21 protein-coding genes are annotated in these 26047 nt (G+C 71.6%); 10 read left to right on the top strand and 11 right to left on the bottom strand.

Going from position 1 to position 26047, the window contains the following annotated elements:
- Positions 1-40 precede the first annotated feature (40 nt).
- Both HII36_RS17600 and HII36_RS17595 read right to left on the bottom strand, forming a co-directional pair.
- Positions 41-1807 (bottom strand): glycoside hydrolase family 35 protein, encoded by a 1767-nt coding sequence (locus tag HII36_RS17600; protein WP_173524283.1) that lies wholly within the window; start codon positions 1805-1807, stop codon positions 41-43.
- Positions 1808-1912: 105 nt separating this feature from the next.
- Positions 1913-3019 (bottom strand): ROK family protein, encoded by a 1107-nt coding sequence (locus tag HII36_RS17595; RefSeq protein WP_217369637.1) that lies wholly within the window; start codon positions 3017-3019, stop codon positions 1913-1915.
- Positions 3020-3230: 211 nt separating this feature from the next.
- Here HII36_RS17595 and HII36_RS17590 point away from each other — a divergent pair, with 211 nt between their 5' ends.
- A complete protein-coding gene (locus HII36_RS17590) occupies positions 3231-4922 on the top strand; it encodes a SpoIIE family protein phosphatase (protein WP_173524281.1) in 1692 nt (563 codons plus the stop codon).
- A gap of 56 nt (positions 4923-4978) precedes the next feature.
- Here the strand turns inward: HII36_RS17590 and HII36_RS17585 are convergent, their stop codons facing one another.
- Positions 4979-5572: a TetR/AcrR family transcriptional regulator gene (locus HII36_RS17585; protein WP_173524280.1), complete on the bottom strand. Its 594-nt coding sequence runs from the start codon at positions 5570-5572 to the stop codon at positions 4979-4981.
- 74 nt (positions 5573-5646) lie between these two features.
- Positions 5647-6207, bottom strand: coding sequence for a hypothetical protein (locus tag HII36_RS17580; RefSeq protein WP_173524279.1), 561 nt, complete (start codon positions 6205-6207; stop codon positions 5647-5649).
- A 79-nt stretch (positions 6208-6286) separates the two neighbouring features.
- On the opposite strand from HII36_RS17580, the gene HII36_RS17575 reads away from it, so the two are divergent.
- On the top strand, positions 6287-8938 hold the full coding sequence (locus HII36_RS17575; RefSeq protein WP_173524278.1) for a helix-turn-helix transcriptional regulator: 2652 nt from the start codon (positions 6287-6289) through the stop codon (positions 8936-8938).
- Positions 8939-8956: 18 nt separating this feature from the next.
- Here the strand turns inward: HII36_RS17575 and HII36_RS17570 are convergent, their stop codons facing one another.
- The 4 genes from HII36_RS17570 to HII36_RS17555 all read right to left on the bottom strand — a co-directional run bounded on the left by HII36_RS17570 (position 8957) and on the right by HII36_RS17555 (position 13418).
- Positions 8957-10177: an MFS transporter gene (locus tag HII36_RS17570; protein WP_173524277.1), complete on the bottom strand. Its 1221-nt coding sequence runs from the start codon at positions 10175-10177 to the stop codon at positions 8957-8959.
- A gap of 9 nt (positions 10178-10186) precedes the next feature.
- A complete protein-coding gene (locus tag HII36_RS17565; protein ID WP_173524276.1) occupies positions 10187-11521 on the bottom strand; it encodes an FAD-dependent oxidoreductase in 1335 nt (444 codons plus the stop codon).
- Positions 11522-11667: 146 nt separating this feature from the next.
- Positions 11668-12891, bottom strand: coding sequence for a TolB-like translocation protein (locus HII36_RS17560; RefSeq protein ID WP_173524275.1), 1224 nt, complete (start codon positions 12889-12891; stop codon positions 11668-11670).
- Positions 12888-13418, bottom strand: coding sequence for a SigE family RNA polymerase sigma factor (locus HII36_RS17555; RefSeq protein WP_173524274.1), 531 nt, complete (start codon positions 13416-13418; stop codon positions 12888-12890). Before HII36_RS17555 ends, HII36_RS17560 begins: the two co-directional genes overlap by 4 nt.
- A gap of 174 nt (positions 13419-13592) precedes the next feature.
- Between HII36_RS17555 and HII36_RS17550 the strand changes: the two genes are divergently transcribed.
- Both HII36_RS17550 and HII36_RS55715 read left to right on the top strand, forming a co-directional pair.
- Positions 13593-14138, top strand: a complete 546-nt coding sequence (locus HII36_RS17550; protein ID WP_173524273.1) for a carboxymuconolactone decarboxylase family protein — start codon at positions 13593-13595, stop codon at positions 14136-14138.
- 1206 nt (positions 14139-15344) lie between these two features.
- The gene (locus tag HII36_RS55715) at positions 15345-16397 is read left to right on the top strand and encodes an MOSC domain-containing protein (protein ID WP_217369636.1); all 1053 of its coding nucleotides are present in this window, start codon (positions 15345-15347) and stop codon (positions 16395-16397) included.
- A 220-nt stretch (positions 16398-16617) separates the two neighbouring features.
- Here HII36_RS55715 and HII36_RS17540 read toward each other — a convergent pair whose 3' ends face one another.
- Positions 16618-17139 carry a hypothetical protein gene (locus HII36_RS17540; RefSeq protein WP_173524272.1) on the bottom strand — a complete coding sequence of 174 codons (522 nt, stop codon included), beginning with the start codon at positions 17137-17139 and terminating at the stop codon, positions 16618-16620.
- Between the two features lie 145 nt (positions 17140-17284).
- On the opposite strand from HII36_RS17540, the gene HII36_RS17535 reads away from it, so the two are divergent.
- Genes HII36_RS17535 through HII36_RS17520 form a run of 4 tightly spaced genes read left to right on the top strand, consistent with a single transcriptional unit; the run spans position 17285 to position 20716 of the window.
- Positions 17285-18109, top strand: a complete 825-nt coding sequence (locus HII36_RS17535) for an ABC transporter ATP-binding protein (protein WP_173524271.1) — start codon at positions 17285-17287, stop codon at positions 18107-18109.
- Positions 18106-18945, top strand: a complete 840-nt coding sequence (locus HII36_RS17530) for an ABC transporter permease (RefSeq protein ID WP_173524270.1) — start codon at positions 18106-18108, stop codon at positions 18943-18945. The genes HII36_RS17535 and HII36_RS17530 overlap by 4 nt, the downstream gene beginning before the upstream one ends.
- Positions 18903-20102: a sensor histidine kinase gene (locus tag HII36_RS58665; protein WP_173524269.1), complete on the top strand. Its 1200-nt coding sequence runs from the start codon at positions 18903-18905 to the stop codon at positions 20100-20102. Before HII36_RS17530 ends, HII36_RS58665 begins: the two co-directional genes overlap by 43 nt.
- Positions 20099-20716, top strand: a complete 618-nt coding sequence (locus HII36_RS17520) for a response regulator (RefSeq protein WP_173524268.1) — start codon at positions 20099-20101, stop codon at positions 20714-20716. The genes HII36_RS58665 and HII36_RS17520 overlap by 4 nt, the downstream gene beginning before the upstream one ends.
- An 82-nt stretch (positions 20717-20798) precedes the next feature.
- On the opposite strand, the gene HII36_RS17515 is transcribed toward HII36_RS17520, so the two are convergent.
- Positions 20799-22100 carry an IS110 family RNA-guided transposase gene (locus HII36_RS17515; RefSeq protein ID WP_217369635.1) on the bottom strand — a complete coding sequence of 434 codons (1302 nt, stop codon included), beginning with the start codon at positions 22098-22100 and terminating at the stop codon, positions 20799-20801.
- An 838-nt stretch (positions 22101-22938) separates the two neighbouring features.
- On the opposite strand from HII36_RS17515, the gene HII36_RS17510 reads away from it, so the two are divergent.
- The gene (locus tag HII36_RS17510) at positions 22939-23802 is read left to right on the top strand and encodes a PhzF family phenazine biosynthesis protein (protein WP_173524267.1); all 864 of its coding nucleotides are present in this window, start codon (positions 22939-22941) and stop codon (positions 23800-23802) included.
- A gap of 724 nt (positions 23803-24526) precedes the next feature.
- On the opposite strand, the gene HII36_RS17505 is transcribed toward HII36_RS17510, so the two are convergent.
- Positions 24527-25192, bottom strand: a complete 666-nt coding sequence (locus HII36_RS17505; RefSeq protein ID WP_173524266.1) for an AIM24 family protein — start codon at positions 25190-25192, stop codon at positions 24527-24529.
- Positions 25193-25319: 127 nt separating this feature from the next.
- On the opposite strand from HII36_RS17505, the gene HII36_RS55710 reads away from it, so the two are divergent.
- Positions 25320-26047: DUF1345 domain-containing protein (locus tag HII36_RS55710; RefSeq protein ID WP_217369634.1), on the top strand; the 728-nt coding region annotated here is incomplete at its 3' end.

Here is a 26047-nt window from a genome sequence, read left to right as displayed (position 1 = left end):
CCTTCTCCAGCGGCTCGCGGGCCGGACGGCCGGCGAGCGGTCAGCGGCTCTCCCCCAGGTCGGGTGCCGCTCTGATCTCGACCCGCGGGTCCGCGGGCGGCTCGTCGAGTTCGAGCACGACGAGTTCGTTGGCGCCCCGCCGCAGCAGCGGCCAGGGCAGGTAGAGGGTGACCTGCGGCCCGCGCGACCAGTAGCGGCCGAGGTTGAAGCCGTTGACCCACACGTAGCCCTTGCCCCAGCCGGGCAGGGCCAGGAAGCCGTCCATGACCTCGTCGACGTGCAGGGTCGCGCGGTGGAACGACGGCCCGGCGGCGCCGGTCTCGCGCCCCCAGGGCAGGTCCTCGACCGAGTCGAGCGGGACGGGGTCGATCTCCCAGCCGAAGACGTACTGGCGCTCGTGCCGCACGCCCCCGGTCACGCCCTTGCTCTCGCCCTGGATCGGGCCGTAGTTGACCCGGCCCATGGCCTCGACGATCAGCGTGACGTCCGCGCCGCGCTCCGGGGTGGACAGGGGCAGCGAGGTGACGCCGTCGCGTTCGAGCGTGCCCCGGAGCACGCCGTCGACCAGGACGTGGGCGCGGTCGTGCAGCCCGGCCACGGTCAGCGGCCGCTCCTCGGCCCGAGGTCCAGGCACGTGGGCGCGGTAGACGGCCAGCCCGTAGGACTGGCCCAGTTCCTCGAACGTGCGCGGGAGCGCGCCGCGCACCGTGCCCGTGGACAGCACGTCCAGGCAGTCGAGCAGGCTCAGGCGCGCGTCGCAGGCGATCTCCCGCGCGGGCAGCGTCGGGGCCGGCTCGCGTGACGGCTCGGGCGGCAGCGTCGTGTGCCGGCCCAGCACCTCGCGGTAGGCCCAGAACTTGGGGGTCGGCTCGCCGTGCTCGGAGATCGGCGCGTCGTAGTCGTAGGAGGTGACGGTCGGCTCGTAGCGGCCGTCGGCCTGCTCGCCGCCCGCGTTCGCGCCGGCCATGAAGCCGAAGTTGGTGCCGCCGTGCGCCATGTAGAGGTTGACGGACGCGCCCCTGGTGAGCAGTTCGTCCAGGAGTTTGGCCACCTCGTCGGGGTCGCGGGTGTGGTGGGTCTCGCCCCAGTGGTCGAACCAGCCGTTCCAGAACTCCATGCAGAACTCGGGATCGTCGCGGTGCCTGGCGAACTCGGCGAGGTGACCGGCCGGGTCGCTGCCGAAGTTGGCGGTGGCGTAGATCTCGGGCACGGTGCCGCCGGTGACCATGAGGTCCCAGCTCCCGTCGGAGGTGAACAGCGGCGCCTCGATGCCCCTGCGCACCAGGCCGCCCGCCAGGTGGCGCAGGTAGACGTGGTCGTCGCCGTAGGAGCCGTACTCGTTCTCGACCTGCACCATCAGGACGTTGCCGCCCCGGCCGGCCTGGTGTGCGGCGATGCGCGGGATCAGCTCGTCGAACCAGCGGTCGACCGGCTCCAGCCAGCGGGGGTCGTGGCAGCGGTGCCGGAACTCCAGCCAGGCCGGGATGCCGCCGTTCTCCCATTCCGCGCAGATGTACGGACCCGGGCGGACGATCGCGTACAGGCCGGCCTCGGCGGCGGCGGTGAGGAAGCCCTCCAGGTCCGCCAGGCCGGTGAAGGTGAACTCGCCGGGGCGCGGCTCGTGCAGGTTCCACGGCACGTACGTCTCGACCGTGTTCAGGCCCATCGCGCGGAGTTTGGCCAGGCGGTCGGGCCACTGCTGGGGCAGGGTCCGGAAGTAGTGCATCGCTCCGGACAGCACCTGGAACGGCTCGCCGTCGAGCGTGAGTGCGTGGCGGGCGACCTGGAAGCGGCGGCTGGTGGACATGGAAGCGCTCTTCTCCCGACTTATTAAGGAAGCGAGGCTAAATATGTCTGGAGAAGGTCTTCCCCGTCAAGGTGTCCGTCGCCGGCGGGTCAGCGGGCCGTCACGTCAGGCTGGGCCGGCCTCGGGGAGCGCGCCGTCCACGTCGTAGAGCCGGGCGTCCACGTGGTCGAGCGCGTGCCGTACCGCGCCGAGCACCACGGCCTTCTCCCCCAGGCTCGACACGGCCAGCTCCGGCGGCTCCAGGCAGAGCGGGTCGAGGTGCCGGCGCAGCGGTTCGAGCAGCACGTCGCCGGAGCGCGAGACGCCGCCGCCGATCACGACCAGGTCCGGGTCCATCGTCAGCACCAGCGCCGCGATGCCTTCCGCCAGGTCGTGCGCGTACTGCTCGACCGCCCAGCGCGCGGCCGGATCGCCTTCCCTGGCGGCGGAGAAGACCAGGCCCGCCACCTCCTCGGCGGCGGTCTCCGCGGGCAGCCCGGGGAACCCGGCCAGGTGCGAAGGCGCCCGATGCCAGCCGAGCAGCGGCAGCGCGCCTATCTCCCCGGCCATGCCGCGGCCGCCGCCGTGCAGCTCGCCGCGGATCAGCAGCCCGGCGCCCGTACGCACGCCCGACAGGACGAAGACCAGGTCGCGGGCGTCCTTGGCGACGCCGGTCCACCGCTCGGCCAGCGCCGCCAGGTTGCAGTCGTTCTCGACCAGCACCACCGGGCCGAAGTCGGCGCCGAGCTCGGCGACCAGGTTCACGCCGGTCCACTCGGGCAGCGCGACCGAGAGCTTGACCGCGCCGTCACGCACCACTCCCGTGGTGCCGACACAGGTGGCCATCAGGCGGTCCGGCTCGATGCCGGCGTCCTTCAACGCGCCGCCGGCCGCGGTCCTGACCGCCTCCAGCCGGTCCACCCGGCTCGCCTGCGGCGCGAGACGCGTCGAGAACCGGCCCACGACCTGGCCTTCCAGGTCGCAGACGAGCGCGCGGACGGAGTAGGAGCCGATGTCCACGCCCAGCACGTGCCCGGCCTCGGCGCGGAACCTGAACAGCCGTCTCGGCCTGCCCATCCGCCCGGTCTCCGGCGGCGACTCGGCCAGCCAGCCCAGTGCGAGCAGGTCCTCGGCCAGCCCTTCGACGGTGGGCCTGGACAGCTCGGCCCGCTGGGCCAGCTCGGTCAGGCCGATCGCGCCCTGCCCGCGCAGCGCGCGCAGGGCGGTGACCATGTTGATCCTTCTCAGCCTGGAAGTGTCACTGCCGCGCACCCGCATGTCGCCCCCTTGGTGAACAACGCCGTCCGACAAATAAAAACAGTCATCATTAATAGGTCGCAAGTCGGGCCGGGATCAGGCGTGACCAGTGTGCCCGGTCATGGGCCCGACGAGGGGGTAAGACCGTCCATGGGGCTCGATCGGGGGATCGGAACGGGGGGCGGCGATGGACCGGACGGCGACGCCGGACGGCGGGCTGTGGGAGGCGGTGGTCGCCTGCGCCGGCGTGGGCGTCTTCCTGACCGACCTGGAAGGGCGCATCACCGAGGTCAATCCGCGGGCGGCCACGCTGCTCGGCCGCGGCGAGGCGACGCTGCGCGGCGCCGACGCGCACCAGACGCTGCACCGCCGCCCGGACGGCACGGTGCCGCCGCGCGCGGGCTGCGAGCTGAGCCGGGTGGTCAGGCAGGGCGAGACCGTACGCGGTGACTTCGCCACCTTCGCCTGCGCCGACGGACGGTTGCTGCCGGTGGAGTGGCTGGCCTCGCCGCTGCACCGCGACGGCGAGCTGACGGGCGTGGTGGTGGTGTTCACCGACATCGTCGAGCGCATGGGCGAGGCCGGCCGGCAGGCCGAGCAGCTGGCCAAGTCCCAGGCCCAGACCGAACAGCTGGCGATGATCACCGAGATCACCACCGTGCTCACCCAGACGCTGGACATGACCGAGGCCATGCGCAGGCTGGGCCGGCTGCTGGTGCCCCGGCTGGCCGACTGGGCGGCGGTGGACGTGTGGCTGGGCCCGCGCGAGCTGCGCCGGGTGGCCGTGGAGGCGCGCGGCGGCCAGGAGCTGGATCCGAGCTGGTGCGGGCCGCTGCCGCCGCTGCCCGCCGCCTCGCGCTCGCCGCTGGTGCGGGTGCTGCGCGGGCAGGAGGGCCCGCTGCTGCTCGGGCCGGACGAGATCGCCGCCCGGCCGGACGCGCCGCTGGCGGCCGCGCACCACGTCCTGTTCTCGGTGCTGGGCGGCCGGTCGGCGATCGTCGCGCCGCTGTGCAGCGCGCGCCGCGTGCTCGGCGCGCTGACCGTGGCACGCACCGGTTCGGCCTACGGCCCGGCGGACGTCGAGCTGATCGCCGACATCGCCCGCAGCGCCGGGATGGCCGCGGACAACGCCTCGCTGTTCGGCCAGCAGCGCGACATCGTCGAGACCATGCAGCGCCACCTGCTGACCGCGCTGCCGCAGGTGGACCACCTGCAGCTGGCCGCGCGCTACCTGGCCGCGCCGCTCGGCTCGCAGGTGGGCGGAGACTGGTACGACGCCTTCCTGCTGCCCGACGGCGCGACCGCGATGGCCATCGGCGACGTGGCGGGCCACGACCTGGAGGCGGCCGGGCAGATGGCCCAGCTGCGCAACATGCTGCGGGCCCTGGCCTGGGACCACCACGAGGAGCCGCCGAGCGCCGTACTGGACCGGTTCAACCACGTGATGGCCGGGGTCAGCGACGCGCCGACCGCCTCCGTGGTGCTGGCCAGGGTCGAGGCCGCGCCGCCGGACGGCTGGCTGCTGCGCTGGGCCAGCGCGGGCCACCTGCCACCGCTGCTGGTCACCGCCGACGGCCAGAGCCGCTACCTGGAGGCGGGCCAGGGCCTGCTGCTGGGCATCCACCTGGACGAGGACGGCGGCCGCCCCGACGCCTGCCACCCGATGCCGCCGGGGAGCACGCTGCTGATGTACACCGACGGCCTGGTCGAGATCCCCGGCGCCCACCTGGACGCCGGACTGATGCGGCTGCGCCACCAGGCCGCCATGCTGGCCACGCATCCGGTCGAGGTCTTCTGCGACCAGATCGTCTCGCGCGCCCCGTCGCCGCGCGCCGACGACATCGCCCTGCTCGCCCTGCGCCTACCGGCGACCGTCTGACCCCGTCGGCGGCCGGCACGCCCGCGTACCGACGAGTGTCCGGCCCCGTCGGCCGGTCAGCACTCCCGCATGGCGGCGCGGATCTGCTCGTCGGTCATCGGCGGGACCGGCAGCGGCCTGGCGGCGTCGGCGCGCAGGCCGTCGAGCGCCAGGGCCAGGTGCCGCCGCCAGACCCCGGGCGCCACCTTGGCCGTGGCCCTGATCGTCGCGGCCATGCCCCAGACCACGAACGCCATGTCGGCCAGCGTGACGTCGTCCCGCAGGTCGCCGGATCGCTGGGCCCGGCCGATGATCTCTTCCATCAGGGCGGGGCCGCGGTCGGCCGCCGCCGCCCCGCGCGCGGCCAGGTCGTTGTAGCCGAGGTCGGCCGCCTGCAGTTCCGACGCGCCGGTCAGGAACGCCACGAACCCGTCCCAGGCGTCGTCGGCCGCCAGGGCCTGCTCGGCCAGCTCGGCCACGCTCGCCACCCGGTCCGCGAAGACGGCCGCAACCAGGGCGTCGCGGGTGGGGAAGCGGTTGTACAGGGTGCCGATGCTGACCCCGGCCGAGCGGGCGATCTCGTCGAGCGGCACGTCGAGGCCCCGGTCCGCGAACAGCCGCCGGGCCGCCCGCAGCAGGCGCTCGCGGTTGTGCACGGCGTCCTTACGCATGCCCGCCAGCCTAACCAGGTCACGCGCCCCCGCTCGACGCGCGGCCGATGCGTGGCTCGGCCGACGCGTGGGGCTCAGTCGACGGTCAGCCGGTCCGCGCCGCCGGAGACGCGGATGTCGTAGCGGTCGGCGGCCTCGTCGAAGCCGGGGTCGGTCAGGACGGTTCCCGGCGGCGCCGCGACCACGGCCCGCTCCCCCAGCCGGAGCCGCGTGCTCCCGCCCACGACGGTCAGCCGCGCGGGCACCCCCGGACGGCGGCGGAAGTCGCTCAGCGAGACGCCGCCGGCGAGGTGGATCACCAGCTCGCCGGCGGGCGCGGGCAGGTCCACGCGTACCCGGTCGGCGCCGCCCTGCAGGTCGAGCCGGGTCAGCGGGAGCACGCGCAGGTCGGCGTCCAGGCGTGCGGCGCCGCCGCGCACCTCGATCGCCCACGGCAGCGTCGCGTTCAGCGTGACCTTCCCGCCGTAACCGGTGCTGTCGGGGTGGAAGCTGCGCGGGAAGTCGACGGTCACGTGGTCTGCGGTGGCGCGCACGTCGGGCAGGATGCCGTCGAAGCTCGCCAGGAACGGCTCGTCCAGCATGGGGTTGGCGTTGATCGTGATCCCGGCCGCGCCGGGAACGAAGGAGATCCTCATGGCTCACGACGCTACGGAGCGCGCCGCTTCGCGGAATCGGTCATCCTCCCCATGAATCCGGCCTAAGTAAGATCGCGGTGTGTTGTACGGCAGAGCCGACGAGCAGCGCGTCATCGAGGACCTGCTGCGGCGGGCCAGGCAGGGCGGCAGCGCGGTCCTGGTGATCACGGGTGAGCCCGGCGTGGGCAAGTCCGCGCTCGCCGATCACGCCGTGGCCTCAGCGGACGGCTTCACCGCGCTGCGCGGTTCAGGCGTGGAGTCCGAGGCCGAGCTGCCCTACGCCGGGCTGCACCAGCTCCTGCTGCCCGCGCTCGGCGCGCTCGACCGGCTGCCCGAGCTGCAGGCCGCGGCGCTGCGCCGGGCGCTCGGCCTGACGCACCCCGGCGGCGCGGAGAAGGCCGCCGGCGACGACAGGTTCCTGGTCGGCGTCGCCACGTTGTCGCTGCTGGCCGAGGTGGCCGAGCCGGAGCCGCTGCTCTGCGTGGTGGACGACGCGCAGTGGCTGGACCGGGCCTCGCGTGACGCCCTGCTGTTCGCGGCCAGGCGGCTGCGGGCGGAGGGCGTCGTCCTGATCTTCGTGGCCCGTCCCGAGTTCGACGCGGACGGGCTGCCCGGCCTGCCCCTGACCGGGCTCGGCGGCGCCGCGGCCCGCGAACTGCTCGCCGCGCGGGCCCCGGACCTGGCCGCCGACGTGCGCGAACGCATCCTGGCCGAGGCCGAGGGCAACCCGCTGGGGCTGATCGAGCTGCCGCTGAGCGCCGAGAGCGCGCCCGAGCTCGGCCCGCTGCCGCTCACCCGCCGGCTGCAGGACGCCTTCCACCACCGCGTCGCGCGGCTGCCCGAGCCGGCCCGCGCGCTGCTCCTGGTGGCCTCGGCGGAGGACACCGGCGAGCTGCGGGTCATCATGAGCGCCGCCGCGCGGGCCTTCGACGTGGACGAATCCGCGCTGGAGACCTGCGAGGAGGCCGATCTGGTGCGGGTGCGCGGCACGACGTTGTCGTTCCGCCATCCGCTGGCCAGGTCGGCGGTCTACCAGGCGGCCGGTTTCGCCCGCCGCCGCGCGGCGCACCGCGCCCTGGCCGAGGTCAGCGGGCCTGAGCGGGGCATCTGGCACCTGGCCATCGCCGCGTCAGGCCCGGACGAACGGCTCGCCGGCGAGCTCGAACGCGCCGCCGCGGGCTTCCGGCTGCGTACCGGGTACGCCGCGGCGTCGGCGGTGCTGGAACGCGCGGCCGCGCTCTCCGATGACGCGGAGGCACGCGGCAGACGCCTGGCGGACGCGGCCGACGCCGCGCTCACCGCGGGCCAGCTCGACCGCGCCTGGCAGCTCACCACGCAGGAACTCGACCGCACCCGCTCCGGCGGCGAGACGCGGCTGCGGCTGGCCAACATCCGGGCGGACGTGGAGTTCGAGCGCGGCAAGCTGGCGGACGCCAGCGACACCTTGCTCAAGGCGGCCAGGCCGCCGGCCGGGGTGGCCGACGCCCCGGCCAGGACCTTGTTGCTGCAGGCCGTGCGCAACGCCTGGTACGCCCACGACCTGGCGCTCGCCCGAGAGGCCACCGCGCTGCTCGCCGGCCTGCGTCACGACGACGACCCGCTGCGCCCGCTGATGGCCATGGCCGAGGGCATGACGGCGCTGCTGGCCGGCCGGCCCGGAGTCGCGCTGCCGCTGCTGCGCCGCGTCGTGGCGGGCGGCAGGCTGGCCGAGGAGGGCCTGTACGGCCTGCGCAACAACGCCGCGCAGACCGCGCTCCTGGTCGGTGACCACGAGTCGGCCACGGCCATCGCCAGGCTGCTGGCGAGCGAGTGCACCTCACTCGGCATGATCGGCTGGTTGCCGCACACGCACCTGCTGCTGGCCTGGGCCGACGTGATGGCCGGCCGGCACAGGGAGGCTGCGGCGGAGGCCGAGGCGGGCGAGCGCATCGCCGTACAGACCGGGCAGGCGCATCTGGAGGCGCAGCTGTGCGGGGTGCGGGCGTGGCTGGCGGCGGTGGCCGGTGACGCGCGGGCCTGCGGGGAGCTGGCGGGACGCGCGTCCGCGGTGCCGCACGGGCGCGCGTGGGCGGGGTGGGCGCTCGGGCTGCTCGACCTGGGCCTCGGCCGGTACGACGCGGCGCTCGACCGGCTCGAACCCGTCTCCGCGCATCATCCGGCGGCGGTCGCCGACCTGGTCGAGGCCGCGGTGCGGTCCGGGGCGCCCGAGCGGGCGGCCGGTCCGCTGGCCGCGTTCGCCGACTGGGTGCCGGCCGCCGAGCAGCCATGGGCGCGGGCGGTGCTCGACCGCTGCCTGGCGCTGACGTCCGACGACGAGGCGGCGCACGTCGCCGCGACGGCCACGGACCAGCCGTTCGACCAGGCACGCGCCCGGCTGCTGCACGGCGAGCGACTGCGCAGGGAGCGGCACAAGCAGGAGGCGAGGACGCCGCTGCGGGCCGCGGCCGAGACCTTCGACCGGCTCGGCGCCCGGCCGTGGGCGGAACGGGCCGCCGCCGAGCTGCGTGCCACGGGCGAGACCCTGACCAGGGATTCGGACGCCGACCTGCTCGGCCGGCTCACCCCGCAGGAGCTCCAGGTGGTCCGGCTGGCCGCCACGGGCGCGACCAACAAGGAGATCGCCGCCCAGCTCTTCCTCAGCCCCAGGACCGTGGGTCACCATCTCTACAACGCCTATCCGAAGCTGGGCGTGAGCACACGGACCGAGCTGGCCAGGCTTACCCTGTCGTGATCTCCATGACCAGCGGGCTCACCCCGTGGTGGCGCGCAGTGGGAGCTCCTCGATCAGGCAGGCCACCACCACCGCGGCCGCCGCGAGCGCGGTCAGCGCGGCGAACGCCGGGCCGAGCGAGCCCGTCTCGTACAGCGCCCCGGTGAGCGCGACGCCGGCCACGCCGCCGAGCTGGCGCAGGAACGGCCCCGCCCCGCTGGCCACGCCGACGTCCGCGGCCGGGACGCTGTTCTGCGCCACGAGCGTGACCAGCTGCATGAGCATGCCGCCGCCCAGCCCGATCGTCGCCATCGCCGGCAGGCTCACCCCGGTCAGCGCGACGGCGGCGGCGCCCGCGGCGGTGAGCGAGGTGCCCGCGACCAGGACGAGCTTGTAGCGTCCCGTCGCGCTGATCAGGCGGCCGGCCGCGAACGAGGCCGCCACCGAGGCGCCGAGCAGGGGCAGCAGCAGCATCCCGCTGGCCGCCGCGCCGACGCCCTGGTGCCGCTGCAGGTGCAGCGGGAGGTAGGTGACCGCGCTGAGCATCACGGCTCCCTGGAGGGGCGCGAGCAGCCCGGTCAGGACGAAGTTACGCACGCCGAGCAGCCGCAGCGGCACGATCGCCAGGGACCGCCGCTGTTCGGCAGGCAGGGAATGGTCTGCGTTGTCGGGGTTTGCCGCGGCGGGTGGTGTGCGGCGGGCGCTTGCCGCGGCCGGTGGTGTGCGGCGGGCGGAGTGCAGCAGGACCGCGAAGGCCACGCCGCCCAGCGGCAGGTTGATCAGGTAGGCCAGACGCCAGGACACCAGGTCGGTCAGCCATCCGCCGGCCAGCGGGCCGCCGATCATGGCGAGCGCGGTGACGGCGGCCACGTAACCCTGGTAGCGGGGCCGTTCGCGGGGCGGGACCAGGGTGGCCACCACGGTGACCACGCCGACCATCAGGCCGCCCGCGCCGAGCCCCTGCACCGTCCTGGCCGCCACGAGCTGGGCCATGTCCCGCGCCGCGCCGCAGCAGGCGGAGCCGAGCAGGAACACCGCCAGCGCCACGAGCAGGATCCGGCCGTGCCCGCGCAGGTCGCCGGCCCGTCCCCAGAGCGGGATGGTCAGGGTCGAGGCGGTGGCGTAGGCGATGACCACCAGCCCCACCCGCGCACCGCCGCCGAGCTCCGCGACGAGCGCGGGCGCGACGGTGCCGGTGAGCGTGGTGTCGAGCGTGGCCAGCAGCAGGACGACGAGCAGGCTGGGGAAGACCGTTCGCATCGCCGCCGCCTACTTCATCATCGCGGCGGTCATCTGCTTCTTGATCGGCGGCACCGCGTTGAAGAAGCGGAACAGCGTCTTGGTGAAGACGCGCTGCACCGGGTTGGCGCTGACGCCCATCTTCAGGTTGCGCATGGCGGTCGCCACGGCCTTGAAGGCGTACTCGACCATCTCGCTCTCGTAGGCGTGGACGGCGTCGATCAGCGGCAGCTCGCCCTTGACGTGCTTGACCAGGTTGTCGCGCAGCAGGCAGGCGTCCAGGATGGCGGTGTTGGCGCCCACGCCGGCGGTCGGCGGCATGTTGTGGATGGCGTCTCCGATCAGCGTGATGTTCGTGGTCCGCCAGCCCTTGACCGGCGTCGAGGTCTTGAGCGGGAAGACCGAGACGCTGCCCAGGTCGCTGCGGCCGATCAGCTCGTGCAGGTGCCTGCTCCAGCCCTCGGTCGCGGCGAAGGCCACCTGCTGCAGCTCGGCGGCGTCCATGCGCTCCAGCTCCGCGCGGTCGCCGAGTTTGTCCCAGGTGGTGACGATGTTCCACATCACGTAGTCGGCGGTGTTGTCCATGAGCAGCCCGCCGTCCTGCGCCGGCCCGCCTGAGGCGGCGTCGCCGGTACGTGACTGGTCCGCGGCGTCGCGGGTACGCGGCTCGTGAGCGGTGTGGCGGGTGCGGAACTCGTGGGCGGCCAGGAAGACCGTCTTGCCGCCCGGGCCGAACAGGAACCCCGAGCCGGCGAACAGTTGCCGAGGCAGCAGCCTGCGCGTCTCGTCGTCCAGCGGGACCTTGGCCGAGATCGACAGCGCGCCGGTGTCGATGCGCTCGGCGTGCGGCAGCAGCTGGGCGCGGATCCTGGAGTTGACCCCGTCGGCCGCCACCAGCAGGTCGCCGTCGGCGTGCGTGCCGTCGGCGAAGAGCGCGCGCACCCGGCCGCCGGGCAGTTGCTCGTAGCCGGTGCAGGTCTTGCCGTAGTGGACCAGGTCGTCCAGGCCGGCGAGCAGGACCTCGCGCAGCGAGATGCGGCTGACCGACTTGAAGCTGTCGATGTAGTGCTCGGGCGCGTTCTCCTCGCCGATCGTCAGCAGCTCGGTGAACTTGTGGTCGTAGAAGCCGAGCGTGGTGTTGGGCTTGCCGGACGTGGTCACGAACCTCTCGTAGAGCTCGGCGGGCAGGCATTCGTGCAGCGCCGCGCAGCCCTTGGGCGAGATGTGGATGCGGTACCCCTGCAGCCGGTCGTCCTTGGCGTGGTCGCGCTCGTAGACGGCGGTGCTGACGCCCGCCTTGCGCAGGCCCTGCGCGAGCGTCAGTCCGCCGATGCCGCCGCCGATGATCAGAACGTGGAATGTCATGGGATTTCCTCCTCCGCTGGGTGATCTCCAAGCTAGGGATCGCGGACGGAGGAGGAATCGGTCATCCGACTTAGGTCATCGACTGGCGCCCGCCCCGCCGTTCCCCGGCGACCGGGGAAACGACTGCTCGGGCGGCTCCCGGCACGTCAGACCGTCCCGGGGAAACCGGGGACCACGATCTCGAACAGGCCCTGGGCGGTGTAGGAGCCGATCTTCCTGGCCGAGCCGGTCCTGACGTCGACGGCGTAGGCGGTCACCGGCGCGAAGGGCGGGTCGAACCGGTCCTCCTCCCTGGACGGCCCCGGATCGTCGTAGGCGGCGGGGTCGCACCTGATCGGCGTGGCCAGCGCGGTGATCTCGGTCTCGCTGTGCCAGCCCCGCAGGACCACGCGGTCGGTCTTCATCGGCACCCCCTTGATGGGGACCCTGCGCAGCACCTCGCCGGCGGCCGCGTCCAGCCGGACGAGGTCGTCGCCCTGCCTGAAACAGTGGGTGCCGGGGATCTCGACGTTCTCCAGCGCGACGACGGTCTTCCCGTCGGGGCCCAGCGGGCCGACCAGGTAGGGCGGGTCGAAGTCGGCGGTTCTGGCGTTGCCGGCCGTGGACGTCGTCCACAGGTGTGTCATGGTGCGCAGCCGGGTCTTCGGCGCGTACTGGGCCAGGGTGATCGTGGCGCCGTCCGCGGACAGCCCGATCGGGTTCCAGCCGTTCGGCAGCGGTCTGACCATGCGTTCGCGCAGGTCGATGAGCATGGCCGGGTCCTTCAGCGGCGGGTTCTTGGTGAAGGCGAGGAAGCGGCCGTCGTCCGACAGCAGCAGGTGGGCGATGGTGCCGAGCCAGGCGTGCGGCACCCTCGACGGTGCCGTGACCTCCGCGCCGGAGGCGAGATCGCGGACCGCGAAGGTGCCGGCCGCGGCGCTGTAGTAGGCGATCTTGCGGCCGTCCGAGCTGATGGCCAGCGGGCTGTCGCGCAGGCCCGTCCATCGGTAGCGGTTGAGCGCGGGCAGCGCCTGGGCCAGCCGGTACGTCCTGCCGCTCCGGGTGACCACCCGCCAGCCGCCGTCCACGCAGCCGGGCGGGACCTTGCCGTCCTCGGGGCGGCAGAACGTCTTGTAGGCGTGGCTCAGCGGCCCGACCCCGCGCGCGGGCAGGTCGGCGACCTCTTCCGGGGTCGCGGGCGGCGCGGGCTCGGCGGACGGCAGCCGCACGGCCGCCGTCACGGCCAGCGCGATGACGACGACCGTGGCCGCCGCTAGCACCGAGACGGCGGTGCGCCGCCGCCGGTCGCGCAGCCTGATCGTCCGCTCGGCCAGGTCCACTTCGGGGGAGTCCGCGGCCAGGTCGTCCAGTACGTCACGCAACCAGGTCATCGGCGAGCCTCCCTCGGGTCTTCCATCTCGGCGAATCTGGGCGCCAGCTCCGGCGCGAGCATGCGTAACCGGGCCAGCGCGTGATGGGTCTGGCTCTTGACCGTGCCGATCGAGCAGTTCATCGCCTTGGCGGTCTCGTGTTCGGTGAGGTCCTCGTAGAAGCGCAGCACGATGACCGCCCGCTGACGCGGCGGCAACCGCGCGAGCGCCTGCCGCACGGCGAGCCTGACCACCGTGGCGTCCTCACTCGAACAGGACGGCTCCCGCTCCGGCCGCGCCGCGACGGGCGACTCGTGCCAGGTCAGCCGGCGTCGCCAGGAGATGTGCTGGTTGACCAGGGCGCGGCGCGCGTACGCCCGCGGGTTGTCGACGTGCGACAGCCTGGGCCAGCGTCCGAGCACCTTGAGCAGCACGCTCTGCAGCAGGTCCTCGGCGAGATGGGCGTCTCCCGTGAGCAGGTACGCGGTGCGCATCAGCGACTGCTGATGCGCGGCGACGAACTCGCGGAAGCTGTCGTTGCGATCCAAGACGACTCCTCTCGCCCATACCGACGCCGCCGACTGTCACAAAGGTTGGCTCCCTCCCCCCGATCGGCTTCAGGTTGACGCCATCCTAACAACATTGATAGGACTCCTAACGATCGATCGATCGAGTGACAGCGCATCCATCTCTCCCCTTCACCAATGACAGGAGCGTCATCGATGTCCCGTGTGAAACTGATCGACCCGCAGGACGCCATCGGCGAGTCCAAGCCGCTGCTCGACGACATCACCGCCACGTTCGGCAGCACGCCGGCCATGTTCAAGACCGTCGCGAACTCCCCGGCCGCGCTGAAGATGATGTGGACCGGCTTCGGCGCCCTGGGCGGCGGACGCCTCGGCGCCCAGCTCGGCGAGCAGATCGCGGTGCTCGTCGCCGACCGCAACGCCTGCGAGTACTGCCTGGCCGCACACACCGCGCTCGGCAGGAAGGCGGGCGTCTCCGCGGCGGACATGAGCCAGGCCCAGGCCGGCCACTCGCACGACCCGCGCGTCGCCGCCGCACTCGGCTTCGCCGCCAAGCTGGTGGACGCTCGCGCCCAGGTCACGGACGCCGACGTCGAGGCGCTGCGCACGGCCGGCTTCGACGACGGGGAGATCGTGGAACTGGTGGCGCATGTGGCGCTCAACCTCTTCACCAACTACGTCAACGTCGCCCTGTCGGTGCCCGTCGACTTCCCGAAGGTGGCCCTGCACAAGGCGGGCTGATCCGGCGGCGACGGCTTGTACGCCGTCCGTCTCGGTGCATGCCAGGACAACGATCAGGAGTCCGTGCTGCGCTTCGAGGCGGGCGGCATGACCGAACACGCACGAAGAGCCCCGACAACGAGGCAGGCTCAACCAGCGACCAGCACACCCAAGCCCACACCAAACACCACCGACCTCACCCGCTCACCAGGCCGCACCCACACCCACGCCCGCGCCCACCCCAACCGTGCCCGCGACGACCGTGCCCGCGACGACCGGGTCCACGGGCGCAAACCCTCAGCCACCAACCCGCGACCACCCAAACCCGCAGCCACCAAACCTGCGGCGACCAAGCTCGCAACGAGCACCGATACCCCGGCCGACCCGAATCAGCGACCAGCCCTTCCGGATCGGCGACCAACCGACCTGGACCGGCCGCCGACCGGCTAGATCGACGACTGGCCAACGTGATCGAACGGCTCAGGCACGGCCTCCACACGCTCGCCCAGCGCAACGCCCGCGCCCGCGGCCGATCCCCACCGCAGCAACAGACCGTGCTCACACTCTCCCAACAACCGGCCGCCCACCAGGAGGCAAGCACCCTCACCACGAAGTTCAACGCCACCACGCCAAGGCATCGCCGCACCGGAACACAAGAAGCCAGCCACCCACACACCCGGCCCAACGCCCGCCACCGTCCGCCTTAGATCGACGACTGGCCAACGTGATCTCGAACGGCTCAGGCACGACCTGCGCACGCTCGCCCAGCGCAGCGCCCGCGATCGCGGCCGTTCCCCACCGCAGCAACAGACCGTGCTCACGCTCTCCCGACAACCGACCGCCCACCAGGAGGCAAGCACCCTCACCACGGAGTCCAACACCACCCCGCCAACGGCGTCCCATGCCGTCGCCACACTGGAACCCAAGAAGCCGACCACCCACTCACCCGGCCCAACGCCCACCACCGTCCGCTCACCCTGACCGACGATGGCGAGGCCGTCACACGAACTCGGACAGCGGGACGTACACCTACAGCCGTCGCTGCCCCACTGGCCAGCCACGAACCACACGACGACACCGAACACCGCCGCACCTACCCAGACCCAGCCACCACACAGCTCCACCATCACTAGGTAGGACTCCTAGCAATAATGTGACATCCTGACCCGAGGCGATTGAGCCACGCGACATCAAGGAGGCCGATGTGCCCGCAGAAGTGGTGATCTAATGACCGACCAACGAGTGGTGGTCGGGTCCGCAGGCGTCGTACGCCCCCTGTCCTGGCGCGGCCGCACGGTGGTGTCCGGCATCAGGAAGACGCCGGTACGCGGACCGGTCGAGGTGACCACGCTCGGCCTGGCAGGCGACGAGCAGGGCGACACGAAACACCACGGCGGACCGGACAAGGCCCTCCTCGCCTACCCGATCGAGCACTACACAGCCTGGGCCGAACAACTCGGCACACTCACCACCCCGATACCCGGCGAAACCCCCACAACCTCGATCTCCGACGAGACCTCCACCGCGCCGGCCTCCGGCGAGAACCCCGCCACACCATTTCCCGGCGGGTACCCCACCGCACCGTTCTTCGGCGGGTACCCCGCCACACCGCACTTCGGCAAGAACCCTCTCGAGCTGGCATCAGTCGAGACCCCCACCACCTCGCCCCCCGAGAATGACCGCACATCGTCGCCGCTTCCCAAAGGCAGCCCCATCGCACCGGTTTCCGAGAAGCACCCCACCGAGCCCACCACCGGCGAAAACCTCACCGAACCCACATCCGCCGGAAACCCCGCCGTCCCCACATCCGCCGGAAACCTCGCCATCCCCGCGTTCGGCGAGAACCTCACCATCTCCGGAATCCTGGAGAGCGACGCCGTGCTCGGCTCGGTCTACGCCGTCGGCACCGCCGTCCTGCAAGTGAGCCAGCCACGCCGTCCCTGCTACAAGCTGGCCGCCCACCACGACATCGCGGACATGGCCGTCCTGACCCAGCGCAGCGGCAGGACCGGGTTCTACTTCCGCGTGCTACGTCCCGGCCAGGTGGCCGCCGGTGACCGCATCGACCTGATCTTCCGTCCCCGTCATGGCATCACCGCGGCCGAGACGCACCGCGTGCTCAACGTCGACCGCACCGACCTGGACGCCGCCCGGCACCTGCTCGCCCACCCCGAGGCGATTCCCGCCTCCTGGGCCGCGCTGCTCCGCAAGCGCCTCGACGGCCTGCTCGACAACCAGACGGAGCGCCTCTACGGCGACCACCGATCCGCCACCAGCTGACGGTCGGCCCGCTTCTCCTGTAGCAACCGGCCCGCTTCTCCTGCGAAGACCAGCCCACCCCTCCGATCACGATCAGTCCAGCACTCGGCAACGACCGGTCGTCCAGCGCTCCGGCGACGGCCGTCCAGCACCCAGGCGACGGCTGGCCTGCGATGCCGACCGACGCCAGCCGATGCGGCGTTCCGGTGTTCCGACGTTTCGGCGTTCTCGCGGTGATGCCTCAGGCGCTTTCCTCCACACTCCGCCGATGCCACTCCGCCAACTCGACCAAGAGCCCGTCGGCCGCACCGCCGAACATCGCACCCAGCGCTTCCGTACTCTCCACCACCACGACCGTGTCGAGCAGGTCGGCACGCAGCTTCGCCGCTCGCGGATCGCCCGCGCCGTCGGGGTCGAAGGCGGTGGCGGCCAGGTACAACCCGCCGACCCCCACCCCGGCCGCGGTCTGCCGCGCCTGAGTGCCGAGGACGGCGGACGCGTTCGCCGGCGCGGCGGGCAGGACCGGATGACCGTCGCGGAGCAACAACGTGAGCGGCCTGGCCGGCGCCTCCTCCGCCAGCTCACCTTCGGGCACGTGCGCGCCACCACCGGGAAGCCGGGCCAGGTCCCGCGGATATCCCCACGGCAAGCCTTTGTCCTGATCCGCCAGGCCGGCACGCGTGAACAGACCGCCGTCGGCGTCCACGACCAGGTCCCCGGGCTGCCACTGTTCGCCGTCGAGCGGTGTATGCGCGTTCCTCATGGGGGCACGCTACGCCCCACCTATGACAAATGCCCCCGTCGCGGCGACCAGCCCGCACCATCGTCGTCGTTGTCCATCGAACGGAGGACACCGGGTCCACCGGTCGTAGGTGCCGTCGCCCCGCTGTTCTCGGCAACCTGGATGCATGGATTCGGCGGTGAAAGTACGCGGGCTGGCCAAGCGATATGCGGACGTCCACGCCGTACGCGGCCTGGACCTGGAGATCGCCAAGGGCGAGACCTTCGCACTCCTCGGCCCCAACGGCGCGGGCAAGTCCACCACGGTGGAGATCCTCGAAGGCCATCGTGACAGAGACGCGGGCGAGGTCAGCGTGCTCGGCTCCGATCCCCGGGCACCGAGCAGGCGCTGGCGGTCCCGGCTGGGCATCGTCCCGCAGACGGCCAACGACGTGGCCGAGGTGACCGTCCGCGAGACCTTGATGCACTTCGCGGGCTACTACCCCGCCCCGGCCGATCCCGACGAGATCATCGAGCGCGTCGGGCTCGGCGACAAGGCGGGCGCGCGCGTGCGCAAGCTCTCCGGCGGGCAACGGCGCAGGCTCGACGTCGCCCTCGGTCTCATCGGCCGTCCTGAGCTGCTCTTTCTCGACGAGCCGACCACGGGGTTCGACCCCGAGGCACGCAGGAGGTTCTGGGAGCTGATCAAGGGTCTCGACGACACCACGGTCCTGCTGACCACCCACTATCTCGACGAGGCCGAAGCCCTGGCCGACCGGGTGGCGGTGATCAACGGCGGCCGCATCGTGGCCGAGGGCGACCCGCGCACGCTCGGCGGCCGGGCCACCAGCAAGGCCACGGTGAGCTGGGCCGATGGCGAGGAGCACACGAGCACGCCGACCAAGACGGTGGCCGGGCTCATGCGCCACTACGACGGCGAGATCCCCGAGCTGCGGGTGACCCGTCCCACCCTCGAAGACGTCTATCTGAGCCTGCTGGAGGAAGAGTCATGACCGTCACCGCGCGGCCGCGGGCCGCGGCCACCGTCAAGCTGCCCTCGACGGCCAGGATCGGGCTGTCGCGGGCGGGCTACGAGCTCAAGGTGTTCTTCAGGGAGAAAGAACACGTCGTCTTCACCTTCGCCTTCCCGATCGTCCTGCTGGTGCTGTTCGGCTCGATCTTCGCGGGCTCCTACGACGACGTCGGCATCACCGTCTCACAGGTCTACGCCGCGGCCCTGATCAGCGCGGGCGTGCTCAGCGTCAGCTTCCAGAACCTCGGGATCAGCGTCGCCGTCGAGCGGGAGGAGGGCGCACTCAAACGGCTGGCGGGCACTCCCATGCCCAAGAGCGCCTACTTCCTCGGCAAGATCCTCAGTGTCCTGGTCATCGCCGCGATCGAGGTGGCGCTGCTGCTGGCGGTGGCCGTGCTCATGTACGACCTGGAGTTACCGTCCGAGGTGTCCTCCTGGCTCACCTTCTCCTGGGTGCTGGTGCTCGGCCTGGCCGCGGGCAGCCTGCTCGGCCTGGCGGCCAGCAGCATCCCCAAGTCCGCGCGCAGCTCGGCGGCCGTGATCACGCTGCCGTTCGTGGTGCTGCAGTTCATCTCCGGGATCTACATCCCGTTCACCGAGCTGCCGCCCTGGCTGATCAACATCGCGTCGGTGTTCCCGCTCAGGTGGGTGGCGCAGGGCTTCCGCTCGGTCTTCCTCGGCGACACCGGCGTCGCACTGGAGCTGGCGAAGTCATATGAATTAGGCAAGGTCGCCCTCGTGCTGGGCGCGTGGATAGCCGGAGGCCTGGTGCTGTGCCTGATGACGTTCCGCTGGAAGCCGCACGGCGACGGCTGACGGCCGTGGCGCCCAACGCCTGGGAGAAGCTGTGGGGCTGGGAGATGCTCCTGATCGCCACGGTGTCGACCCCGGTGCTGTTCGCCCTGCTCGGCGACCATCCCCCGCGCGACAAGGCAATCGTCTCGATCTGCCTGCTGGCGACCCTGCCCACCTACCTGCTACTGGGGCGTCCGGCGATCACGCAGGGCGGCCAGGTCAAGAGCGTGATCTACGTCGCCGTCCTGGTGGCGCTCTTCACCCCGGCCGTGCTGACCATGCCCGCCGTCTCGTTCTCGCTCTTCGGGCTCTGCTCGCAGTGCTTCCTCGCGCTGCCCGCCAAGCAGGCCACGGTGGGCGTGATCGCCTTGTGGACGGCCCCGGCGATCAAAATCGTCGTCACTGGCGACACCATGGACGAGGTCTTCAACCTGATCGTGATCATCACTGTCGTGATCTTCTTCTCCAGCACCTTCGGCATCTGGATCGAGAAGATCACCCAGCAGAGCAGGGAAAGGGCGAGTCTCATCGAGGAGCTGGAGGCCAGCCGGGCCGAGGTCGAGCGGCTGTCGGCCGAGCAGGGGGCGCAGCAGGAGCGCGAGCGGCTGGCCGGAGAGATCCACGACACCCTGGCTCAGGGCTTCAGCAGCATCATCATGCTGGTGCAGGCCGCCCAGAAGCAGGCGCGGACCCACCGCGATCCTACCCATCACCTGACATTGGCCGTCCAGACCGCGAAGGAGAACCTCGCCGAGGCCCGGGCCCTGATCTCGGCGCTCACACCGGCGCCGCTCGACTCGTCCTCGCTGGTCGAGGCGATGCACCGGATCACCAGCCGAACCGGCCATGAGATCGGGGTGGAGGCCGGCTTCGAACTGCACGGCACGGCCAGGCCGCTGCCCACGCGCCTCGACGTGGTGCTGATCAGGGCGTTACAGGAGTCACTGGCCAACGTACGCAAACACGCCGCCGCGAGCCGGGTGCGCGTCGTCCTCACGTACGGCGAACGCTGCCTGAGCCTGGTGGTCACCGACGACGGCGCCGGCTTCGCCGAACCTGCGACCGGCGGCTACGGTCTGGAGATGATGCGCGCCCGGGTGGAGCAGGCCGGCGGCACGATGTCGGTGAACAGCGTGCCCGGCGCGGGCACGACGGTGACGGTGGAGGTGGCCGCGTGATCAAGCTGCTCATCGTGGACGACCACCCGGTGGTGCGTGAGGGCTTGCGCGGCATGCTCGACGGCGACCCGGGCCTGCTGGTGGCCGGCACGGCGGCCTCCGGCGACGAGGCCGTGGTCAGGGCCCGCGAACTGGAACCAGACGTGGTCCTGATGGACCTCAGAATGCCGCACGGCGACGGGGTGAGCGCGATCACCGGCATCCTCGCAGCCCGCCCCGACACTCGGGTGATCGTGCTGACCACCTACGAGAGCGACCAGGACATCGTCCGCGCCGTCGAGGCCGGCGCCGCCGGATACCTCCTCAAGGACACCAGCGCGGAAGACCTGCTGGCGGCGGTGCACGCGGCGGTCCAGGGCGAGACCGTCCTGTCCCCTTCGGTGGCCACCCGGCTGGTCACCCGCATGCGCACCCCGGCCACCGGCTCGCTGACGCCACGCGAGATCGAGGTCCTCCGCCTGGTGGCCAAAGGCCTGACGAACGCTGACGTGGGCAAACGCCTCTTCATCAGCGAAACCACGGTGAAGACACACTTGCTGCGCATCTTCGGCAAACTCGCCGTATCAGACCGCACTGCTGCCGTCACCACCGCCATGGAACGCAACCTGCTCTAGTCCGAAAATCGGAGAGTCAGTGGGCAGGCGGCAGCGGACCCGGCGGGCTATGGCAGGTTGAGATTGTGTTCGGCTCTGTTGGTCAGACTGGTTCGAGAATGACCCGATAGCCGAGCGCTTCGAGTTGGCGGATGTGGTTGCGTTTCTTGCGTTCGGGGCCGATGCGCCTGTCGTAGAAGTCGGCGCCCAGATCGATGAAACGGGCGTCGGGGTCTGATAGCAGGTGCCAGATGATGGTCAAGATGGAGCGGCCGATGGCGACGATCGCGCGCTTGGTGCCGCGGCGGCGGGCGATGCGCCGGTAGCGTTCGCCGAGGAAGGTGTCGCTCTTGCCGGCGACGACGGCGGCTTCGCCCAGCACTCGGGCCAGGTAGCGGTTGCCGTGCCCTGTCGCGCCGCGGCCCTTGCTCTTGCCTGCTGACTGCTTGATGCCCGGGGCGAAACGGGCCCAGGAGGCCAGGTGTGCGGCGGTTGGGAAGCGGCTCATGTCCAGGCCGATCTCGGCGATGATGGCGTGGGCGGCGGTGGCGCCGATGCCGGGGATCTCATCCAGCCGCTGCGCCGCCGCTTGGGCGAAAGGGGCGATCAGCTTCTCGATCCGGGCATCAACCTGGGCGATGTCATGGCTGATCTGATCGACGCGAGCCAGCATCTTGGCCAGCAGGAACGCGTGATGGTCGGTGAAGTGCCCCGTGAAGGCCTCCTCCAGCAGAGCGATCTTCTTGCGGAGGGTGGAGCGCGCCATCTCGGCCAGTACCCGCGGGCTGCGTTCCCCGGCGATCAGCGAGGCCATCATCGCCCGGCCGGAGACGCCGAAGATGTCGGAGGCGACCACCGACAGTTTGATCTGCGCATCCTCCAGCAGCTTCTCGGCGCGTTGCTTCTCCGCGGTCCGGGCGCCGATCAGATCGACCCGGTAGCGGGTCAGATCGCGCAACTGGCGAATCTCGGGCGGCGGCACGAAGCTGGGGCGCAGCATCTGCCGTTCGGCGACCTTACACAGCCACACCGCATCCAGCCGGTCGGTCTTCGGGCGGCCTGGCAGGTGCTTGACGTCGCGGGCGTTGACCAGCCACACCTCGAACTCAGCCGCTTCCAGCAGGTAGAAGATGGGTTTCCAGTAATCGGAGGTGGCCTCCATCACCACCCGGCTCACCCCGAGGGTGTGCAGGTGGTCGGCCATGCCCAGCACCGAGCGGGTCATCGTGGAGTAGGACTGCACCTCCTGCAGTCGCCGCCCGGGCTTGTCCTCATCCGGTACGCGTACGCAGCACATCAGTGTGGCCTTACCGATGTCCAGCGCCGCGACCCGCTCGACGATCTCCTCGTGGTCCCTGCTTTCCTCCAGCATCGCGACCTCCCGCCGCTCTTCACGCACCAGCACCCTGCACAGTGCCCAAGGAGCCGCCAGGGAAGAAGCGAATCTAGTCCGCGTGCTCGAAGCACAGTGAAGGGCCCACAGCGCGGCTTCCGGCGTCCTACTAACCCACGGCCTCCAGCGGACCAAAGAGCAAACGACGTCGGCGGGCAACCACCCCGATTTTCAGCCCGGAACGGGCCTCCCGTCAGGGAGATCGGAGACTAACCCCACTTCACAGCCTGGCACACACTCAGACCGCTCCGCCCAGGACCACACACTCAAGCCTCCCCAGCCTGCATAGGCACGCCCGTTCAAAGCCGAGCCTCACAGGCGCACCCCCGCCCAAGACCGCACACTCAAAACCGACCCGACCTACACAGGCACGACCCACACAGACACGCCCATTCAAAGCCGAGCCTCACGGGCGCGCCTTCGCCCAGGACCGCGCACTCAAAGCCGACCCGTCCAGGACCGACCCACATGGGACCGCCCACGCAAAGGCGCCCGTTCAATACCGAACCGCACAGGCACGCCCCACCAGGACCACGCTCCCAATGCCGACCCGTCCAGGACCGACCCACCTGGGACCGCCCACGCGATGGCGCCTCAGGCAGAGCCGGCCTGTGCAGGCGCAACGCGCACCACCCCGCCCGCTCAAGGCGCCCCTGTCACAGCCGACCCGCGCATGCTTCGACCCGAATAGGCGCGTCGACACAGGTCCGTCCACTCACACTCGACTCACACGAGTGGGCACGCTCAGGCGCGCCCACTCCAACCCGGAGCCCGCATGGCCGGCAAGATCTGAACAAGCCCGAACAACGGGAAGTGGACGGCGGAGAGCGTTGGTGTGTTCGATGGGCACATGAGCGATCTGAACACTGACATCTTGCACTACACGGCCTTCGCGAGCGATCCCGTCGGCGGCAACCCGGCCGGGATCGTCCTGGACGCCTCCGGGCTGGACGACGCGGCCATGCTGGCCATCGCCGCGGACCTGGGCTATTCGGAGACCGCGTTCCTCACCGCGCCGCCGGAGGATCTCGGCGAACCGGGCAGAGCCTTCACTCTGCGCTATTTCAGCCCGCTGGCCGAGGTCCCGTTCTGTGGTCACGCGACGGTCGCGACCGCGGTCGCGCTGGCGGAACGGATCGGCCCAGGCGCTCTCACGTTCGCCACCAGGAATGGGACGATCCCCGTCGAGGTGACCGAAGTGGACGGCGTGCTCCAGGCGACGCTCACCAGCGTCGAGCCGTACGTGACCGAGGCGGCCGACCTCGGCACCGCCCTGGACGCGCTGCGCTGGGACAAGGGCGACCTCGATCCCGGGCTTCCGCCGCGCTTCGCCTACGCCGGGGCCAGGCACCTGATCCTGGCGGCCGCCACCCGCGAGCGCCTGGCCGACCTGAACTACGACTTCGACCGCCTCGCCGCGTACATGACCGGGCATGATCTGACGACCGTGCAACTGGTGTGGCGGGCGTCCGGGCATGTGTTCCACGTCCGTGACCCGTTCCCCGTCGGCGGTGTGGTGGAGGATCCCGCCACCGGTGCCGCTGCGGCGGCGTTGGGCGCCTACCTGAGGGAGCTCGGCGAGGTCTCCCCCGCCGCCGTTCTCACCCTGCATCAGGGCGAGGACATGGGGCGTCCCGGGCTGCTCCGGGTGGAACTCCGCGACGGCGATCCCAGGATCCACGTCTCAGGCGCCGCCGTCCGAATCCCCGGCTAACACGCCGCCCGCGCCGCCGTCGTACGAATCCCCCCGCTGGCTGGCCTGTCTCATGAGGTTGGGCACGCCGCCCACGCCACCGTCGTACGAATCTCCCGCTGGCTGGCCTGTCCCATGAGGTTGGGCACGCCGCCGTCGTCCGGATCCCGCGCTAGCACGCCGCCCACTCCGCCGTCGTCCGGATTCCCGGCTGGCAGGCTGCCGCACGCGTCCCAGGCCTGCGCCATCGTCGTGCGTGTCCCGGCCCGGCGCGCCACCGGCCGAGGCCCCGCTGAGGCCCAGGCCCAGCTCGACGCCGTCCCAGGCCCAAGCCCCAGCTCGGCGCCGTCCGAATCCCCGTCCGAGGCCCGGGGTCTGGCGCGCCGCCGTCGTGCGCGTCCCGTGTCGCGCGCCGCTGGCCCAGGACCCCAGCGTGTAGCCGTACGGGTCCGGGCTCGGGTTCGGCGCCTTCCAGGCCCGGGCTCCGTTACGCCGCCGTTCCGAGCCCAAACGGCACACCTGCGGCCGAGGGCCGGGCTCTGGCGGGCCGCTATCCGCGTTCCTGGGCCAGCGCGCCGCCATCGGTGTACCAGGCCAGCGCATCGCCATCCGTGTCCCGGGTCAGGGCACCGTCATCCGTGTCCCGGGGCAGGGGTTGTCTGCCGCTCCCGGGCAGGGCGTTGGCGGGCTGGCGGCTGGGGCTCCGTCTTGGTTCTGTTCGGGCGGCCCAGGTGACGGGGCGTGGCTAGCTTGTGGTGACGATGGGGGCGCCTTCGCTGGCCTGGACGAGGACGAAACCCTGTCCCTGGAATGCCAGTTGCATGGCCTCGCCGCTGCCTCGGCCGATGAGGGCTCCGGCCTTCATCGTCCGGTTGATCCCGACGTGCAGACCGGTGCTCCAGCAGACGGCCGACTGCCCGTCCGCGTACGTCGGCATGCGGGCGGCGTCGAGCAGCACCGGCGTGCCGTGCGTCGTGACGGCCACCCATCCGGTCCCGGTCACGGTGGTGTTGAAGAGTCCGCCGGCCGCGATTCCGGCGCCCTGGACGCGGTTGATGTCCCAGGCGAGCTGCGGCTGGAAGGCCAGCAGGTTGCGCCCGTTGACGGTCAGTCCCTCGTTCTCCAGGTAGAACAGGTGGATGTCGTCGGCGTTGTCGGCGAGATAGAGCAGCCCCTGGCCGCGTACGCGCATCAGCGAGGCGCCTTCGCCGGTGACGGCCTTCTTGAACAGTTTGCCCAGGCCGCCCGAGCCCTCGTAGTCGAAGTCCATCTGCCCTTGGAAAGCGACCATGGAGCCCTGCTTGGCGAGCACTTCGTGCGGCAACTGCACCCGCAACATCTTGCGGTTCTCCAGCGCGAACCCGCCGGGCAGCGGCTGACCGTCGAGGTTGCCGAATATGGAGCTACGCACGTTTGAGACCCTTCGCGTGGAAATGTTGCCGTGCCCCAGCGTACGGAAGATGGACGGCCACGCGCGCCTGCGGTCGCCGCGACGCGGAAACCACTACCGTCGAATCGTCATGTGGAGCAGGTCACCGGTGTCAGCGCTGGCCCGGCTGGTGGGTGCGGCGGTCACCGGGGTGGCCACGGGCGGGCTCGTCGGCACGCTGGCCGACGCGCCGCTGGGGGTTCTCGCCGGGATCGCCGCGACGGAGACCGTCTTCGTGGTGACGGGCTGGGCCGTGTTGTGGCCGATGGACGCCGCGCGCACGCGGCGCAACGCCCAGCGCGAGGACTTCCGGCCTGTGCTGGAGGAGCCGCTGGTCGTCGGGACCGCGCTGTGCGGGCTGGTCGCGATCGTGGTGCTGCTCCTGCGCGGCAACGCCGACAGCCGCGTCGCCGCGGCCGCGATCGCGCTCGCCGGGGTGTTCATGGCCTGGGCGGCGCTGCACCTGATGTACGCCGGCCGCTACGCCGACCTGTACTACCGGGCCGAGCGCAGCGCTACCGACTCCAACCGCCACCAGGCCGAGCGCGGCGGTATCGACTCCACCCCTCACCGGGCCGAGCGTGGCGGTACTGCCTCCATCCCCCACCGGCCCACCGACAACGGTCCTGACTCCGGGCCCGACTCCGATCCCGACCGCTCGGCCCACCACGGTCCCGACTCCGGTCTCGACCGCGCGGCCCACGACGGTCCCGACTCCGGTCCCGACCGCGCGACGCACGACGGTCCCGACCGCTCGGCCCACCACGGTCCCGACTCCGGTCTCGACCGCGCCGCCGACGAAAGCACCAGCTCCCACCCCAACCGCGCCACCGACCC

The sequence above is a fragment of the Nonomuraea antri genome, from assembly GCF_013283785.1.
Lineage (GTDB): Bacteria > Actinomycetota > Actinomycetes > Streptosporangiales > Streptosporangiaceae > Nonomuraea > Nonomuraea antri.
Note: the sequence above shows the minus strand (reverse complement) of the source record. Positions and strands in the feature narration are given on the sequence as shown.

Excerpts from the sequence above, each read along its gene's own strand:
- HII36_RS17590 (WP_173524281.1), top strand. The coding sequence starts at position 3,231 with ATGGACCGGACGGCGACGCCGGACGGCGGGCTGTGGGAGGCGGTGGTC.
- HII36_RS17540 (WP_173524272.1), bottom strand. The coding sequence starts at position 17,139 with ATGAGGAACGCGCATACACCGCTCGACGGCGAACAGTGGCAGCCCGGG.
- HII36_RS17565 (WP_173524276.1), bottom strand. The coding sequence starts at position 11,521 with ATGACATTCCACGTTCTGATCATCGGCGGCGGCATCGGCGGACTGACG.
- HII36_RS17550 (WP_173524273.1), top strand. The coding sequence starts at position 13,593 with ATGTCCCGTGTGAAACTGATCGACCCGCAGGACGCCATCGGCGAGTCC.
- HII36_RS17570 (WP_173524277.1), bottom strand. The coding sequence starts at position 10,177 with ATGCGAACGGTCTTCCCCAGCCTGCTCGTCGTCCTGCTGCTGGCCACG.
- HII36_RS17580 (WP_173524279.1), bottom strand. The coding sequence starts at position 6,207 with ATGAGGATCTCCTTCGTTCCCGGCGCGGCCGGGATCACGATCAACGCC.
- HII36_RS17600 (WP_173524283.1), bottom strand. The coding sequence starts at position 1,807 with ATGTCCACCAGCCGCCGCTTCCAGGTCGCCCGCCACGCACTCACGCTC.
- HII36_RS17510 (WP_173524267.1), top strand. The coding sequence starts at position 22,939 with ATGAGCGATCTGAACACTGACATCTTGCACTACACGGCCTTCGCGAGC.
- HII36_RS55715 (WP_217369636.1), top strand. The coding sequence starts at position 15,345 with ATGACCGACCAACGAGTGGTGGTCGGGTCCGCAGGCGTCGTACGCCCC.
- HII36_RS17560 (WP_173524275.1), bottom strand. The coding sequence starts at position 12,891 with ATGACCTGGTTGCGTGACGTACTGGACGACCTGGCCGCGGACTCCCCC.
- HII36_RS17535 (WP_173524271.1), top strand. The coding sequence starts at position 17,285 with ATGGATTCGGCGGTGAAAGTACGCGGGCTGGCCAAGCGATATGCGGAC.
- HII36_RS17530 (WP_173524270.1), top strand. The coding sequence starts at position 18,106 with ATGACCGTCACCGCGCGGCCGCGGGCCGCGGCCACCGTCAAGCTGCCC.
- HII36_RS17585 (WP_173524280.1), bottom strand. The coding sequence starts at position 5,572 with ATGCGTAAGGACGCCGTGCACAACCGCGAGCGCCTGCTGCGGGCGGCC.
- HII36_RS17595 (WP_217369637.1), bottom strand. The coding sequence starts at position 3,019 with ATGGTCACCGCCCTGCGCGCGCTGCGCGGGCAGGGCGCGATCGGCCTG.